General features: G+C 64.1%; 17 protein-coding genes. 6 read left to right on the top strand and 11 right to left on the bottom strand.

Annotation, left to right across the window (positions count from 1 at the left end):
- Positions 1 to 36: 36 nt before the first annotated feature.
- Positions 37 to 348 (top strand): hypothetical protein, encoded by a 312-nt coding sequence (locus tag WCJ41_RS05810; protein WP_336904896.1) that lies wholly within the window; start codon positions 37 to 39, stop codon positions 346 to 348.
- On the opposite strand, the gene WCJ41_RS05805 is transcribed toward WCJ41_RS05810, so the two are convergent.
- Positions 345 to 1,736 (bottom strand): cation diffusion facilitator family transporter, encoded by a 1,392-nt coding sequence (locus tag WCJ41_RS05805; RefSeq protein WP_336904895.1) that lies wholly within the window; start codon positions 1,734 to 1,736, stop codon positions 345 to 347. The two genes, WCJ41_RS05810 and WCJ41_RS05805, sit on opposite strands and share 4 nt — an antisense overlap.
- 99 nt (positions 1,737 to 1,835) lie before the next feature.
- Between WCJ41_RS05805 and WCJ41_RS05800 the strand changes: the two genes are divergently transcribed.
- Positions 1,836 to 3,053, top strand: a complete 1,218-nt coding sequence (locus WCJ41_RS05800; protein ID WP_336904894.1) for an MFS transporter — start codon at positions 1,836 to 1,838, stop codon at positions 3,051 to 3,053.
- Here WCJ41_RS05800 and WCJ41_RS05795 read toward each other — a convergent pair.
- Complete coding sequence (locus WCJ41_RS05795) at positions 2,986 to 3,942, bottom strand: DMT family transporter (RefSeq protein WP_336904893.1); 957 nt, start codon at positions 3,940 to 3,942, stop codon at positions 2,986 to 2,988. The genes WCJ41_RS05800 and WCJ41_RS05795 overlap by 68 nt on opposite strands.
- Positions 3,943 to 4,003: 61 nt before the next feature.
- On the opposite strand from WCJ41_RS05795, the gene WCJ41_RS05790 reads away from it, so the two are divergent.
- Both WCJ41_RS05790 and WCJ41_RS05785 read left to right on the top strand, forming a co-directional pair.
- Entirely contained in the window at positions 4,004 to 4,408 is a 405-nt protein-coding gene (locus tag WCJ41_RS05790; protein ID WP_336904892.1) for a rhodanese-like domain-containing protein, read from the top strand.
- Positions 4,409 to 4,413: 5 nt separating this feature from the next.
- A complete protein-coding gene (locus tag WCJ41_RS05785) occupies positions 4,414 to 5,061 on the top strand; it encodes a glutathione S-transferase family protein (protein ID WP_336904912.1) in 648 nt (215 codons plus the stop codon).
- A 3-nt stretch (positions 5,062 to 5,064) separates the two neighbouring features.
- Here WCJ41_RS05785 and WCJ41_RS05780 read toward each other — a convergent pair whose 3' ends face one another.
- From WCJ41_RS05780 to WCJ41_RS05760, 5 genes are read right to left on the bottom strand one after another with little or no spacing between them, the layout of a single operon-like run.
- Complete coding sequence (locus WCJ41_RS05780) at positions 5,065 to 5,775, bottom strand: phosphoadenylyl-sulfate reductase (RefSeq protein WP_336904891.1); 711 nt, start codon at positions 5,773 to 5,775, stop codon at positions 5,065 to 5,067.
- Between the two features lie 6 nt (positions 5,776 to 5,781).
- A complete protein-coding gene (locus WCJ41_RS05775; protein ID WP_336904890.1) occupies positions 5,782 to 6,312 on the bottom strand; it encodes a DUF934 domain-containing protein in 531 nt (176 codons plus the stop codon).
- A complete protein-coding gene (locus tag WCJ41_RS05770; RefSeq protein ID WP_336904889.1) occupies positions 6,299 to 7,954 on the bottom strand; it encodes a nitrite/sulfite reductase in 1,656 nt (551 codons plus the stop codon). The genes WCJ41_RS05775 and WCJ41_RS05770 overlap by 14 nt, the downstream gene beginning before the upstream one ends.
- A 6-nt stretch (positions 7,955 to 7,960) precedes the next feature.
- Entirely contained in the window at positions 7,961 to 8,302 is a 342-nt protein-coding gene (locus WCJ41_RS05765) for a DUF2849 domain-containing protein (RefSeq protein ID WP_336904888.1), read from the bottom strand.
- On the bottom strand, positions 8,299 to 9,318 hold the full coding sequence (locus WCJ41_RS05760) for an NAD(P)-dependent oxidoreductase (RefSeq protein WP_336904887.1): 1,020 nt from the start codon (positions 9,316 to 9,318) through the stop codon (positions 8,299 to 8,301). Before WCJ41_RS05760 ends, WCJ41_RS05765 begins: the two co-directional genes overlap by 4 nt.
- Before the next feature lie 185 nt (positions 9,319 to 9,503).
- On the opposite strand from WCJ41_RS05760, the gene WCJ41_RS05755 reads away from it, so the two are divergent.
- Both WCJ41_RS05755 and WCJ41_RS05750 read left to right on the top strand, forming a co-directional pair.
- Entirely contained in the window at positions 9,504 to 10,127 is a 624-nt protein-coding gene (locus WCJ41_RS05755; RefSeq protein WP_336904886.1) for an XRE family transcriptional regulator, read from the top strand.
- A 17-nt stretch (positions 10,128 to 10,144) separates the two neighbouring features.
- Positions 10,145 to 10,840: a gamma-glutamylcyclotransferase gene (locus WCJ41_RS05750; protein WP_336904885.1), complete on the top strand. Its 696-nt coding sequence runs from the start codon at positions 10,145 to 10,147 to the stop codon at positions 10,838 to 10,840.
- Here the strand turns inward: WCJ41_RS05750 and dprA are convergent.
- Genes dprA through WCJ41_RS05730 form a run of 4 tightly spaced genes read right to left on the bottom strand, consistent with a single transcriptional unit; the run spans position 10,829 to position 14,837 of the window.
- Positions 10,829 to 11,929: a DNA-processing protein DprA gene (gene dprA, locus WCJ41_RS05745; RefSeq protein ID WP_336904884.1), complete on the bottom strand. Its 1,101-nt coding sequence runs from the start codon at positions 11,927 to 11,929 to the stop codon at positions 10,829 to 10,831. The genes WCJ41_RS05750 and dprA overlap by 12 nt on opposite strands.
- Positions 11,930 to 11,940: 11 nt before the next feature.
- Positions 11,941 to 12,546 carry a glycerol-3-phosphate 1-O-acyltransferase PlsY gene (plsY, locus tag WCJ41_RS05740; RefSeq protein ID WP_336904883.1) on the bottom strand — a complete coding sequence of 202 codons (606 nt, stop codon included), beginning with the start codon at positions 12,544 to 12,546 and terminating at the stop codon, positions 11,941 to 11,943.
- A gap of 18 nt (positions 12,547 to 12,564) precedes the next feature.
- A complete protein-coding gene (pyrC, locus tag WCJ41_RS05735) occupies positions 12,565 to 13,881 on the bottom strand; it encodes a dihydroorotase (protein WP_336904882.1) in 1,317 nt (438 codons plus the stop codon).
- Positions 13,878 to 14,837, bottom strand: a complete 960-nt coding sequence (locus WCJ41_RS05730) for an aspartate carbamoyltransferase catalytic subunit (RefSeq protein WP_336904881.1) — start codon at positions 14,835 to 14,837, stop codon at positions 13,878 to 13,880. Before WCJ41_RS05730 ends, pyrC begins: the two co-directional genes overlap by 4 nt.
- Positions 14,838 to 14,899: the final 62 nt, after the last annotated feature.

Raw genomic sequence — 14,899 nt, 5'->3', positions numbered from 1 at the left:
GTGCGAATCTAGAAACTGACGCAACTGGAGGACGGCATGAACAGACGGCGTGCAGAGGCTCCCAAGCCTACCCCCATTCTGGTGACGGCGGGCATGAAGCCGGTGCCAAGCCTTGCAGACCGCCAGCGGGACACGGCGGAGTACCTCGCCGACATGATCCTCGAGATGCGCAACCTGGCGCGCTCCGTTCAGTTGCACACCATCATGGTGCCGCTGGAGTTCGCCTATTACGAGGCCTTCGGTTTTGCCCACCGGGTCGAGGTGCCGCCGACCGAGATCGAGCGCATCAAGCGCCTGTCCCGGGTGGGCGAGGACATGGACCGGGACCCGGGCAACGGCAACAGCTAGAGCGCGTGGTTCTCCGCTCCCAGTGGCTCCGCATGGGCAATCACCCGTCGGATGTCCTGGAAGCGGTCCTTGAGGCCCGCCTCGACGCGGTCGATCTCGTCATGGATCTGCTCCACCGTGTCATCGGGCGAGCAGCGGCAGTGATAATGCAGGAACAGCCCTTCCTCGTTGTGGCGCAGCCTGATCGAATGGACGTCGCTGAGCCGCGGATGGGCCGCGGCAAGCGCCAGCAGGGCGGCTGAGACTTCCGCCGTGAGGCCAGCTGGTGCGTCGTGGCCCTGCAACATGCGGTCAGGCTGCGGCTCGATGTGGCTCTCGACCTCGGCATCGCTGCCAAGTTCATTGCGGATCGCATCTTCGAGGTCGGTCGCCTTGTCATGGGCCTCGCCCAGCGGCATCGAGCCGTCCACCTCGAGGTCGAAGCTGATTGCCAGCCTGCCGTCGATCTGCTGGGCATTGAGGTGGTGGATGGCGAGGTTGCGCCGGCTGGCGATGAGCATGACCTTCTGGAATACTGTCTCGCTGTCCAGTGCCACGGGGTTGGCCGTCACCGTAATGTCGGCATTGGGAAAGCGCTCCTGCACCGCGGCGGTGATGGCGTTCTTGGTCTTGACGATGTCGTCGATCGGCATGGTGCGGGCCACCTCAACAACGATGGAAGTGAACATGGTCGCGCCTGCCGGGCGCAATCGGATCGACTTCAGCGCCAGCACGCCGTGGACGTCGTTGACGAGGTCACGCACGATCTCGGTGGCGCCTGCGGGTGCTGCGTCGAGCAGGGTGTTCATGGTGCGTGCGCCCAGTTGCCAGCCGGCATGAGCAATGAAGACGGAAACGACGAGGGCGGCAATCGAGTCCGCCGCCGGTAGGCCGAGCCAGACAGCCCCGAGGCCCAGCAGCACGACCACGGAACTCCACATGTCGGAGGAGAAGTGCAGCGCATCAGCCTCCAGCGCCTCGCTGGAGGTCTTCTCGGCAACGCGCTTCAGCGCGCGGGCTCGATTGAAGTCGATAATGATCGAGCCCGCAATGATGGCGACCGCCCACCAGGTCACCTCCACCGTGTGGGTTTCCTCGCCCAGCAGGCGGCGGATCGCCTCCCAGGCCACCCAGCCGGTGGTGAGGAACAGCAGCGCCGTCTCCACCAGTGCCGCCACGCTTTCCACCTTGGCGTGGCCATAGTGGTGCTCGTCATCGGCCGGGCGGTCGCTGACGCGCAGGGCGAGATAGGTGACGATGGTGGCGCCGAAGTCGATCACGCTGTGGATCGCCTCGGACAGGATGCCCAGCGAGCCGGTGAACATGGCCGCGAACAGCTTCGACCCCGCCAGCAGGGCGCTGGCGCCCATGGAAATGAAAGCGACGTGCAGCTTTTCGGAGTTGGACATGGCCCTGTCTATCCCCGGCTTGTGACGGCCTCAAGCCATACCTTTCCGTCATGTGGGTCAGCGACGGGGACCATTGCGGATCAGCCCGGAAAAATGCTCGTGTGGTTCACAGCAACCATGCCGACCGACGCCACGACAACCGACTTTCCGCTGCCGCGCCGCGCTGGCGCCTATACCTTCGCATCGCTGTTTGCGGTCGAAAGCTTCGTGCGTTCGCTCAATTCCACGGTCATCTCGCTGCAGGCCTATGACATTCTCGGCGCCGCGCAAAAGGTCAGCATGCTGTCCACCGTGGTGTCGCTCAGCGTGCTGAGTGCCACGCTGCTGCTGCCCTTCCTGCTTGGCCGCATGCGCCGCCGCTGGGCCTATACGCTGGGCATCTGCATGATGATGGCCGCCAGCCTTGCGCTGGCAAGCCATGTGCTGGCGGGCCAGGCTTTTGGCATGCTGCTGCGCAACCTCGGTGCGGCGGTGTTGAATATCACCTTGCAGCTCTACATCATGGAGAACATCAAGCGGACAGATCTCGCCCGCTCCGAGCCGATCCGGCTCAGTCTGTCCACCGCATCATGGACAATTGGGCCCGCACTTGGGGTCTCGCTCTACGTGAGTTTCGGGCCATGGGGGCCGCAGCTGGTGGCCATCGCCGCGGCGGCGGCCTTGCTGGTGCTGTTCTGGTGGCTCCGACTGTCCGACAATTCCAATGCCTTGCCAGCAGGCAATCTCGAGGGCTTCAATCCGCTGGTGAACGTCAGGCGCTTCCTTGCGCAGCCGCGACTGAGGCTTGCCTGGCTCATCGCCTTCGGGCGCTCCTGCTTCTGGACCACATTCTTCATCTATGGCCCGCTGCTGCTGGTGGAAGCAGGCCTCGACAAGCGGGTTGGCGGCTTCATGATCTCGGGAAGCCAGGTGCTGCTGGTCACCGCCTGGGTCGCCGGGCGCTTCGCGCGGAGCTATGGCGTTCGGGCGGTGCTGGTGGTGGCCTTCAGCGTCTGTGCGGTGGCCTCGCTGGCGGCTGGGCTGGCGGGAACGTCATCACCCTATGTAGCTATCGCCTGCCTGCTGGCGGGGTCGGTGGCGGCCTCTGCCATCGACGGGGTGGGGGGCATTCCCTTCCTGCGCGCCGTGCGCCACCATGAGCGCCAGAAGATGGCGGCGGTCTACCGTACCTATATCGACTGCTCTGAACTCATCCCGGCCTTCGTCTTCGCCATCGCGCTGCTTTGGCTGCCGATCGGGGCGGTCTTCGTCATCCTTTCCGGGGCGCTGGCCGCCGTGGGCTACGTGGCCTGGCGCTATTTGCCGAAGTCGCTGTAGCGGGCTTCCTCCGGGAGACGAGGAATCCGCCGATCACGCAGGCGAGTGCGGCGATGATGTGCCAGGTGATCGGCTCTCCCAGCACCGCCCAGGCCAGCAGCACGCCCGATACCGGCATGAAATAGCTCGCCATGCTCATGAAGCTCTGGCCCACCGTGACGGTGATGTTGGCGCGCAGCAGGTAGGCAAGCCCGGTACACACGAGGCCGAGATAGAGAGCCGCCAACATGGCCGTGCCGGAGAGATGCGGCAGCGGGTCGCGCGCCAGCAGGACGAGCGGCGTGAGGGCGATGACGCCCACCCCCATGTTCACCGCCGTCATCATCGGCACGGAGGTGCGCCGCACGAAGCGGATGAGCGTTCCCGCCGCCACGTAGCACAGCATGCCCGTCCACACCGCCGCATAGGCCAGTGCATCAAATCCGATGCCTTGCGAAAGCTCAGGCCCGACCACGAAGGCCAACCCGGCGAAGCCCAGGACCATGCCTGTGATCTTGCCGCCGGTGAAACGGTCGTCAGGCGTCGTGAAATGCGCTGCCACCATGGTGGCGAGTGGCCCTACACCCATGATCAGCGAGGTGACGCCCGCCGGAATATGCAGCTCTGCCCACGAGATGAGGAAGAACGGCCCCACGGTGTTGAGCAGGCTCATAGCGATGATGACCAGCCAGTCATGGCGAGTTGGCGGCAGCGGGTCTTTCCGCCACCAGGCGAAGAGCGCGATGGGCAGGAAGGCGATGGCAACCCGGATCATCACCAGCCACAGGGGGCCGGTCTCGTGAACGGAGAGCTTGATCGCGAGGAAAGCCGAACCCCAGATTGCCCCAAGCAGCACAATCTTGAGCAGGTCGACGATTGTCGGATGGCGTAAACTGTTAGGTGAAGGCATTTCACTTGACGGGCCTGCCGCAGACAGGCGAGGAAACGGGAAAGAACAATGGGGGGACCGAATGCCACAGAACATCGTCGTGGGCCACAAGCAACTGATGGCCGAGGCCGAGGCCCAGGTCGACAGCATTTCCACCGCCGATGCGATTGCCGTGCTGGGCCAGCCCGACGTCGCCATCATCGACATCCGCGACCCGCGTGAGATCGAGCGCGAGGGACGCATTCCCGGTTCCTTCCACGCGCCACGCGGCATGCTGGAATTCTGGGTCGATCCCGAGAGCCCCTATCACAAGCCCATCTTCGCGGAAGAGAAGAAGTTCATCATCCATTGCGCGTCAGGCTGGCGCTCGCTGCTGGCCACGCTGGTGTTGCAGCGCATGGGGTTGAAGCCCGTCATGAACCTGAAGGGCGGCTTCGGGGCGTGGAAGGAAGCGGGCGGGCCGGTCGAGAAGGTGGAAAAGAAGTGAGCAACATCCACCTCGTCATCGGCAACAAGAACTATTCATCGTGGTCACTACGACCGTGGATGGCGCTTTCCATGACCGGAATTCCCTTCCGCGAAACGGTGATACCCCTCGACACGCCGGAAACGGCAAAACTGATCGCGGAGCATTCTGCGGCAGGCCGCGTGCCGGTTCTCTATCACGGCCGGCAGGTGGTCTGGGAATCCCTCGCCATCATGGAATACCTGGCCGAGCTCTTCCCCGAGAAGAACCTTTGGCCGAAAACCATTTCGGCCCGTGCCATGGCACGCGCCGTGTCGAACGAGATGCACGCAGGCTTCAGCGCGCTGCGCAATGCCTGCCCGATGAACATCCGGCGCAAGCCAAAGCCTGTGCCACTGAACGATGCTGCAAAGCGCGACATTGCCCGCATCGAGCAGCTCTGGCGCGACTGCCGGGCCAAGTTCGGCAAGGGTGGCAAGTTCCTGTTTGGAAAGTTCTCGATCGCTGACGCGATGTATACGCCCGTGGTCTCACGCTTCGAGACATTTGCCATCCCGGTGGCGGAAGACACGCGCGCCTACATGAACACGATCCTCAATACCCCCGCCTTCTCGTCGTGGCGCGAGGCGGCTTTGAAGGAAAGCTGGATCGTACCGTCCGACGAAGTGGACTGACGTTCAGTGTGCCGTGCTGGAAGGCGCGGCGATGGTCTTGTTATTATGCGTCCAGTGGATGCCGCACTCGGTCTTGGCTGAGCCTGCCCAGCGACCGGCGCGCGGGTCGGCAGCCGTGCCGCCGGCCTGCGTGCAGGGCTCGCAACCGATCGAAAAATAGCCAATCTCGGTGAGCGGATGGGGCGGCAGGTCATGTGCCTTCATGTAGGCCGCAATATCGAGCGCGGAGAAGCCGGCGAGGGGCTCCACCTTCAGGCGGCCGTCAGCGATCGACAGAAAGTCCAGCGTTGCGCGCGCAGCACCATGATAGCGCTTGCGACCAGAGATGGTGACCTCGAAGCCTTCCAGTGCCTTGGCCAGTGGAATGGTCTTGCGGATGTGGCAGCAGGCGTCGGCGTTGGTCTTGTGCAGCGTGCCGTCGGCATCCTGACCGGCAAGTTCGGCGGCGTCCGGCGTGATGATGCGCACGCCGGTAAGGCCCAGCTGGTCGATCAGCTTGGCGCGGTATGACAGCGTCTCCCAGAAGTGCTTGCCCGTATCGAGGAAGATGACGGGCGTCGCCTTGTCCACTTGCGAGACCATGTGGAGCAGCACCGCCGACTCCGCCCCGAAGGACGAGACGACGGCGGCCTTGCCCGCGAAATCACGCAGGATCGGTCCCAGCAGCTGCTGGCCCTCGAGGCCTGCGTAGCTTTCGAAGATGGTCCTCTCCATGGCGGTTCAGCCGGCGTGGGGCTGTTCGAGCCAGGGTTCGGCATCAGTGTGGCGCTCGGTCCAGATCTCGGCCTCGGAACCACGGCGGAACAAGCCACGCTGATAGGCCAGTGACATTTGGCGCGACGCCTTCTGCCATGTCTCCAGCGGGAAGCGCTCGCCGATCTCGAAGGCATCGAAGCCAACCTGCAGCATGAACTGCAGCTGGTCCGGCAACACGTTGCCGGTGGCGCGCAGCTCGCCGCGATAACCCATCTCGCGCAAGGACCGCGCGATCGAATAGGCGCGACCGTCGTTGAAGGCGGGGAAGGGAAGCACGATCAGCGAGAGGCGCGGCAGGAAGGTGCCAAGCGCCTCTGGGCGGTCGGTGTTCGACAGCCTGAGGCCCAGCTTGCCAGAACGTTCCGAAAGCTCGCCCCAGTCCTTGAGCAGTCGCGCGAAGGGCACGATCACGTCGCCCGAAGCGGGGAGATCGCCTTCGGCCTCTGCGTTGATCCAGGTGTCGGCGACCAGCACGTTGTTCTTAAGCAGTGGCATAGAGAGCCTCCTTGAAGGGCTTCGGTCCGAGACGGCGGTAGGTGGCGAGGAATTCCTCACCGGCTTCACGATGCTTGAGATAGGTGTCGAGGATGGTTTCGATCGCGTCCGCCACCTCATGGCCGGCGAAGCCTGGTCCGAGGATGGTGCCGATCGATGCGCTCTCGGCAGACGATCCACCGAGCGTGATCTGGTAGAATTCCTCGCCCTTCTTGTCGAGGCCGAGGATACCGATGTGGCCCACGTGGTGGTGGCCGCAGGCGTTGATGCAGCCCGATATGTTGATCTTGAGCTTGCCGATCTCGTCCTGCTTCTGCGAGTCGGCGAACTTCCGCGAGATCGCCTGTGCAACAGGGATCGAACGTGCAGTGGCCAGCGCGCAGTAGTCGAGGCCGGGGCAGGCGATGATGTCGCCCGCGAGGCCATAGTTCGCTGCCGCGAGGTCGGCCTTGTCCAGCGCCTGGTAGACGGTCAGCAGGTCGTCCCTCTTCACATGCGGTAGTACGATGTTCTGGGCGTGGCTGACGCGCAGCTCATCATTGCCGAAGCGCTCGGCCAGTTCCGCCATGACGCGCATCTGGTCGCCCGTCGCATCACCGGGGATGCCGCCCTCCGGCTTCAGCGAGATGTTGACGATGGCGTAGCCATCGACGCGATGGGGCCCAAGATTGTTCTTGGCCCAGCGGGCGAAACCCGGGTTGGCAAGCTTGGCTTCCTCGAAGGAGGCTGACCAGCGTGGCAGCTTCTCGAAGACAGGCGGCGCAAAATAGGCGGCGATGCGCGCAAGCTCGCGCTCTTCCACTTCCGTGGTCGGGTGCGGCCGTCGGGCATATTCGGCCTCGACTTCCGACTTGAACTTGTCAGCACCGATTTCATGGACGAGGATCTTGATGCGCGCCTTGTACTTGTTGTCGCGGCGGCCATAGAGATTGTAGACGCGCATGATGGCTTCGAGATAGCCGATCAGTTCATGCTGGGGCAGGAAGTCACGCACCGTGACGCCCACCATCGGCGTGCGGCCGAGGCCACCGCCGACAATCACTTCCCAGCCGATCTCGCCCGCATCGTTCTTGTGCAGGCGCAGGCCAATGTCATGCACCTTCACCGCCGCACGGTCATGGGGCGCACCCGTCACCGCGATCTTGAACTTCCTCGGCAGGAAGGAGAACTCGGGGTGCAGCGACGACCACTGGCGCAGCAGTTCACCGACTGGCCGGGGGTCTGCGATTTCATCCGCAGCAGCACCTGCCCAATGGTCGGTCGTCACATTGCGGATGCAGTTGCCGGAGGTCTGGATGGCGTGCATCTCAACTTCGGCGAGAGCATCGAGAATGTCGGGTGCGTCCTCGAGCTTCACCCAGTTGTACTGGATGTTCTGGCGTGTGGTGAAATGGCCATAGCCCTTGTCCCATTTCTCGGCGATGTAGGCGAGCTGCCGCATCTGCCGGCCCGACAAGGTGCCATAGGGAATGGCGACGCGCAGCATGTAGGCGTGAAGCTGCAGGTAAAGGCCGTTCATCAGGCGCAGCGGGCGGAACTCGTCCTCGGTCAGTGCACCCGACAGACGGCGTTCCGTCTGGTTGCGGAACTGGATGGTGCGCTCACGCACAAACTGGTGGTCGAACTCGTCGTAGCGGTACATCTGAAATCACTCTCCTTCGGGGGCGGCGAAGCCTGCGCCCTTGCCCTCGGACTGCTTGCCGAGGTCCAGTCTCACGGTGGGTCCCAGAGCCCGCATGCGCTCGCGGATATGCGCGGCGCGCACGCGGCCTTCCAGGCGTTCGGCATCGACGAGATAGGCCCCCGTCACGATGGTCTTCTTCTCGTCGTCGCGGGCGCGCGCCTCGAGTGCGGCGGCGGCCTGCGGCTCCAGTGCCAGCACCGCCTCGTCGATCACCTCGCTCCAGTCACCGCCACGGGTGAGGAACACGGCGATGCCGTCGCGTAGGCGATTGGCGGTGACCAGTTGTCCCTTTTCAGTTGTCGTCATGATGCGGCTCTCAGAATGTCTTCACGAATGTCCTCGCGGACGGGGAATGCGATCACTTCGGCGGGTTTGGGCTGCGGCACCGAAGGAACGGTTTCAAAGGCGATGCCTTCGGCGGCGACCGACACGGTCTCTTCCAGAGACACGTCGCTGGAGAGGCGCACCACGAGCTTGCCAGCCTTGGCTTCTGCAAGCAGGAGGTCGGTGGCACCGTCATAGAGTTCGCCCTTGACGGGCATGCGCACGGCGTCGCGGCGGGCGAGTTCGAGGACCGCTTGCGGCACGGCGCGGTCATGCACGATCACGTCGGCTTCCTGCAGCTTGCGCTGCGCCTTGATGGTGAGGAGTTCCGGATCTTCCGAGCCAAGGCTGACGAAGGCGACGCGACCCTGCGGCGCCTGCGCATCGGCCGAGAACAGGTTCTCGACGCCCGCGAGGTAGCTGCAGGATTCTCCGGCGATGAAGGCCTCGCGCACGTCGCCAAAAAAGAAGCGGTACCAGAAGGAACGGCGGCGATTACCAGGCGGAATGGCCTCGGCCACGCGGTGACGCAATCCTGCTGCGGCCGTGGCGAGATCGCCAAGCGCCTGCGGCAGCATGGCGTCGATGCGCGCCCTCAGTCCCTGGCCCAGGATCGGGGCCGTGCCTTCGGTGCCGATGGCCACGACGACCGGGTCACGGTCGACGATGGAGGGCACGATGAAGGTCGAGATGTCGGGGTTGTCGACAGCATTCACCGGAATGCCCAGCGCCTTGGCATCTTCTGCCACGCGCTCGTTGAGGTCGGCATCGGCGGAATAGACAAGCGCCGCACCGTCGAGCAGGCCTGCGTGATAGCCCTTGGCGATCCAGTTGACGCGAGGCTCGGCGGCGAGTTCCTCATGCAGGGCAGGGGCGATGATGTTGAGGACGGCACCCGTCTTCAGCAGCAAACGCACCTTGCGCAATGCCTCCTCTGTGCCGCCCACCACGGTGACGGGCCTGTCCTGGAGGTCAATGAAGATCGGAAAGTAGCGCATCGCATCTGCTCCCGTTGCTGTCTGTTCGCTGTTCCAAACGTTCGGTCTTCCGGTCGGGTTCTTGGGGTAAATCACGAATTCGTTTGAACTAAAGGGCGAAAACGCGGTATCAAGAGACCCATCGGAACACCCAAAAGAGCGTTGTTCGTTATAACGAACACCAGTTCTAAGTTCAGGACGACGAAATGTCAACGCGTCGCGGCAGCAAAAACAGCTCATCACAGGACTTTGACCCGACCCCATCCCTGGGCAAGACCATCCAGCGGCTGCGCAAGGCCTACAATATGTCGCTGGGCGACCTGTCGGAGCATTCAGGCGTTGCCAAGTCGATCATCTCACAGATCGAGCGGAACGAGACGAACCCAACCCTTTCAACGGTTTACCGCCTTTCCCGGGCACTCGACACGACAATCGACGAGGTGCTGCGCACCGAGGGCGGCCAACTGTTTCTGGAGCACCAGACAAAGTCCGGCGTGCCAATCCTCGAGAGCCAGGACGGGCTGTGCAGGCTGGCCATCGCAGGCCCTCTCAACCTGGTTGATCAGGTGCAGTGGTACGACTTCCGCGCCAAGGCGAGCGGCGTTCTCGAATCCGATCCGCACCCGCAGGGAACGGTTGAGCACCTGTACATATTGGCCGGCGAACTGGACGTGACCACCGGTGAAGAAACCCGCCGCGTGAAAGTAGGCGAGACGCTGCGCTTCCGCGGTGACTTGGCCCACAAGATCGTCAATGTGGGGGCGGGCGAGGCCCACGCCACCATGATGCTTGTACTGCGCCAGCTCGGCTCCGGCGACAACAGCGGTTGAGAGGGCTAAGGAGGACGATGCGCAGGAAGCTCGTTCTCACCCCGGACCTGGTGGCGCTTGTTGAGCGCAAGGTCCCGCAGGACCATCCACCACCGGACCCTGACCGCGTGCCGATGACGGACGCGGACTATGCCGAGGCCGTACCAGCCATCATCGCCCAGCACGGGCCAGGGTCCATCTGGGTGTTCGCCTATGGATCACTTCTCTGGAACCCGGGCTTCACCTTCACCGATCGCCGCCACGCCACGCTGCGCGGCTGGCACCGCGCCTTCTGCATGCAGCTGTCGCGCTTTCGCGGTTCTCCCGAACAGCCCGGCCTCATGTTGGCGCTCGATCATGGTGGCTCGTGCAAGGGTGAGCTCTATCGCATCGATGAAGCAACTGCCGCAACAGAACTCGACAAGCTGCTGCGCCGCGAAGTGCCGTTCCGCCGCATCGCCAGCGGCTGGCGCTGGGTGGATGTCGATGCAGGTGGTGCCCAACAAAGGGCACTGACCTTCTATGCCGGCATGCGGTGTGACCGCTTCTACGTCGACTTGCCCATCCACGCCCAGGCCCACATGCTGGCACGTGCTGCAGGCTTCGGTGGCTCAGGCGCTGCCTATCTCCACAATACGGTGATGAAGCTCGAGGAACTCGGCATCCACGACAGCTACCTCTGGGAGTTGCAGCACCTGGTGGCCGCGGAGATCCGGCAGCTGTCAGGCGCGTGACACGCTGCCATCGGCGTGCCGGGTGATGCGGCCCACGAGGGAGAGTTCGAGGAGAACGGCATTGAGCATTGCCGCATCCAGCCCGGTCTCGCGCGCCAGATCATCCAAGTCGATCGGGTTGGGCGAGAGCATTTCCAGCACATGACGCATCTCGGCGGCATCCGGCTCGCGCAGGGGCAGGGGCGGCGGCTCCGGCTCGAAGAAGCTCATTTGGTGCGGTGCTTCGCTTCCCAGGGTTTCGAGCACGTCGCGTGATGTCATCAGGAGCGTGGCCCCATCGCGGATCAACCGGTTGGTCCCCTCGCAGCGCGGGTCAAGTGGTGAGCCCGGCACGGCAAAGACTTCGCGCCCCTGCTCGGCGGCGAAGCGGGCGGTGATGAGCGAGCCAGAGCGCAGTGCCGCTTCAACCACGATCAGCGCTCGCGACAGGCCCGAGATGACGCGGTTGCGGCGCGGGAAGAAGTCGGCCTTGGGTTCGGTGCCCGGCACCTGCTCTGACACGATCAGCCCGCGCTCACAGATCGCCGCATGCAGACTTGCGTTCTCCGGTGGATAGATGACGTCAAGGCCGCCAGCGACCACTGCGATGGTGCCGGTGTCGAGCGCTGCGTCATGCGCCGCCGTGTCGATGCCGCGCGCGAGGCCCGAGACGATCACATGCCCATCGGCCCCGATCTCGCGCGCCAGCTGCCGGGTGAATTTGCGGGCCAGTGCCGAGGCGTTGCGCGCGCCGACGATGGCGACGCCGCTGCGAGCGAACAGCGCCTCGTCGCCCTTGATGCAGATGATAGGCGGAGCGGGCTCCGCCTGCCTTAGAAGCGTTGGATAGGCAGGCTCGACGCTGCACAGGAAGCGTGCACCGATCTTGTCGGCGCTGGCGAAAGCACGTTCGGCGTTATCGCGGCTCCAGATGCGGGGCGCCCGGTTGAGGCCGCCCTTGCGGGTGAGGTCAGGCAGTGCGCGCAGCGCCGCGCCAGCGGTGTGGAAACGTTTGATGAGGCTCTTGAAGGTGGTGGGCCCGACATTCTCGCTTCTGGAGAGGATCAGCCAGTTGAGGCGCTCCTCGTCACTGAGCGGCCCAGCCACCATTCAGGGAACCATCATGCGGGTTTCGACTTTCCGATGCGGGGCTCCTCGCCCTTGAGCAGGCGCGCGATGTTGGCGCGGTGGGTGACGAAGATCGCTGCCCCCATGATGACAGCTGGCAGGATCAGGTCGCCGCGCCCCAGCGCGTAGGCCGCGAAGGGCGACAGGAAACTCGCCGTGAGGGCGGAGAGCGATGAGATGCGGAACAGCAGGGCCATGATGATCCAGACGGCCAGGAAGATCAGGCCAAGTGGCCAGAACAGTCCGAACAGAACACCGATGTTGGTGGCAACACCCTTGCCGCCCTTGAAGCCCAGCCACATGGGGAACAGGTGGCCGAAGAAGGCTGCTAGGCCGCCGATCACGCCCGCCTCTGGACCATAGAGCCAGCTTATGAGCAGGGCGGGTACCGTACCTTTCAAGGCATCGAGGATGAGGGTGAGTGCGGCCACCTTCTTGTTGCCGGTGCGCAACACGTTGGTGGCGCCGATGTTGCCGGAACCGATGGAGCGGATGTCACCGAGCCCGGCCGACTTCACCAGGATCAGCCCGAAGGGGATGGTCCCGCAGAGATAGCCGAACACCAGTGCGATGATCATCTCGAGGCCGGAGCCCATCATTCCCTCTTGCAAGATGTTCTAAGAGCGAGCGTAGGCGAAGACGCTCTCGCCCGCAACGATGGTCTCAACCGCGCGGCCTTCCAGCGTGCGGTGCTCGAAGGGCGAGTTCTTGGCGCGCGATCGCAGGACGTCCTCCTCGACAATCCACGACAGGTTGAGGTCGACGATCGCGAAATCGGCAGGTGCCCCCGGCGCAAGACGCCCCGTCTCCAGCCGCAGGATTTCCGCTGGCTTCGACGACATGGCCTCCACGAGGCAGGCCAGCGGCACGCCCTCATTGTGGTGGAGCGACAGCGCGGCAGACAGCAAGGTTTCCAGCCCGATGGCGCCATAGGCGGCCTCGGCGAAGGGCAGCCGCTTGGTGTCGGCACTCTGCGGGTCATGGCCGGAAACAATGACGTCGATGGTGCCGTCTGCCACGGCCTCGACCAGCGCACGCCGGTCATCCTCGCTGCGCAAGGGCGGCGACAGCTTGAAGAATGTACGGTAGGCGCCGATGTCGTTCTCGTTGAGAACGAGGTGATGCACAGAGGCGCCGCAGGTAACCGGCAGGCCTCTCGCCTTGGCGGCCCGCATCACCTCCACGGAATGGCGGCTCGAGATCTGCGAGGCGTGGTAGCGCGCACCCGTCATTTCCACGAGCCGCAGGTCACGCTCCAGCATGATGACCTCGGACATGGCCGGGTTGCCGGAAAGGCCGAGGCGGCTCGCGGTTTCACCGGCGTTCATCACGCCGGAGGACAGGCTCGGCTCCTCGACGTGCTGCACGACGAGCAGGTCGAAGTCCTTGGCATAGGTCAGCGCCCGGCGGAACACGTTGGCACTGGCTACGGGCTTGGTGCCCTCGGTGATGGCAACCGCACCAGCTTCCTTGAGCAGTCCGATCTCCGTCATCATTTCGCCGTTCAGGCCCTTGGTGATGGCGGCCATGGGTGCGACACGCACGGAAGCCGTGTCTCGCGCCCGGCGCAGAATGAAGTCGACGATGGCAGCGTCATCGATCACCGGCTGGGTATTGGGCATGACGATCATGGTCGTCACGCCACCTGCCGCGGCAGCACCCGAGGCACTGGCCAGCGTCTCGCGGTATTCGGTGCCGGGTTCACCGGTGAACACCCGCATGTCGATGAGGCCGGGAATGAGGGTGAGGCCCTTGCAGTCAGTGACGGTGGCGGACGCGCCAACACTGTCTTTCGTCACCTTCGGCCCCACGTCGAGGATCCAGCCGTCTTCGATGAGGATGCCACCCTTGCCGTTCAGCCCTTGTGCAGGCGCCACGATATTGGCGTTCACATAGGCGCGGCGGCGGGCGCTGTGCTTGGCGGGGTTGATCATGAATTGCCTCCGCCGGGAATGTTTCGGCTCAGCGCATCGAGCACGGCCATGCGCACGGCGACCCCCATCTCCACCTGTTCGCGGATAACCGACTGCACGCCGTCAGCCACATCGGAGTCGATCTCGATACCACGGTTCATCGGGCCGGGGTGCATCACCATCGCATCCGGCTTGGCGATTTTCAGCGTCTCGGCATTGAGGCCATAGAAGCGATAATATTCGCGGATCGAAGGCACGAAGGCGCCGGTCATGCGCTCGAGCTGCAGGCGCAGCATCATCACGACGTCGGCACCCTTGAGGCCGGTTTCCATGCTGCGGTGAACCTCGACGCCGAAATTGCCTATGCCGGAGGGCAACAGAGTGGAAGGCGCCACGACGCGCACTTGCGCGCCCAGCTTGTTGAGCAGGTGGATGTTGGAGCGCGCCACGCGCGAGTGCAGCACGTCGCCGCAGATCGCCACGATCAGGCCTTCGAACTGCTTCTTGTGGCGGCGGATGGTGAGGGCATCGAGCAGCGCCTGGGTCGGGTGCTCATGCTGGCCGTCACCGGCGTTGATGACGGCGCATGACACTTTCTGGGCGAGGAGCTCGGCGGCGCCTGATGACGGGTGGCGCACCACCAGGAAATCCGGCTGCATGGCGTTGATGGTCATTGCCGTGTCGAGCAGCGTCTCGCCCTTGGAGACGGCGGAGTTGGCGACCGCCATGTTCATGACGTCGGCGCCGAGGCGCTTGCCGGCGATCTCGAAGGAGGATTGGGTTCGGGTGGAGGCTTCGAAGAACAGGTTCACCTGTGTCCGGCCCTGAAGCACCAGCTGACGCTTGTCGGTCTGGCGGCTCACCTCGACATAGCGCTCGGCCAGGTCGAGGATGCGGATGGCTTCAAGGGAGGAGATATCGTCAATGGCCAGCAAGTGCTGGCGTTTGAGGAGCGGCGGGCGTGCATCGCGTGTCATCAAAACCGGGTGTGTAAGCACTATCCCGGCGCGCCGCAAGCACCTTCTGGGGGCTTTGCACA

Origin of the sequence: Aestuariivirga sp. (genome assembly GCF_037139295.1) — a bacterium.
Lineage (GTDB): Bacteria > Pseudomonadota > Alphaproteobacteria > Rhizobiales > Aestuariivirgaceae > Aestuariivirga.
The sequence above is the reverse complement of the archived record's forward strand: the minus strand, read 5'-3'. Positions and strand labels throughout refer to the sequence as shown.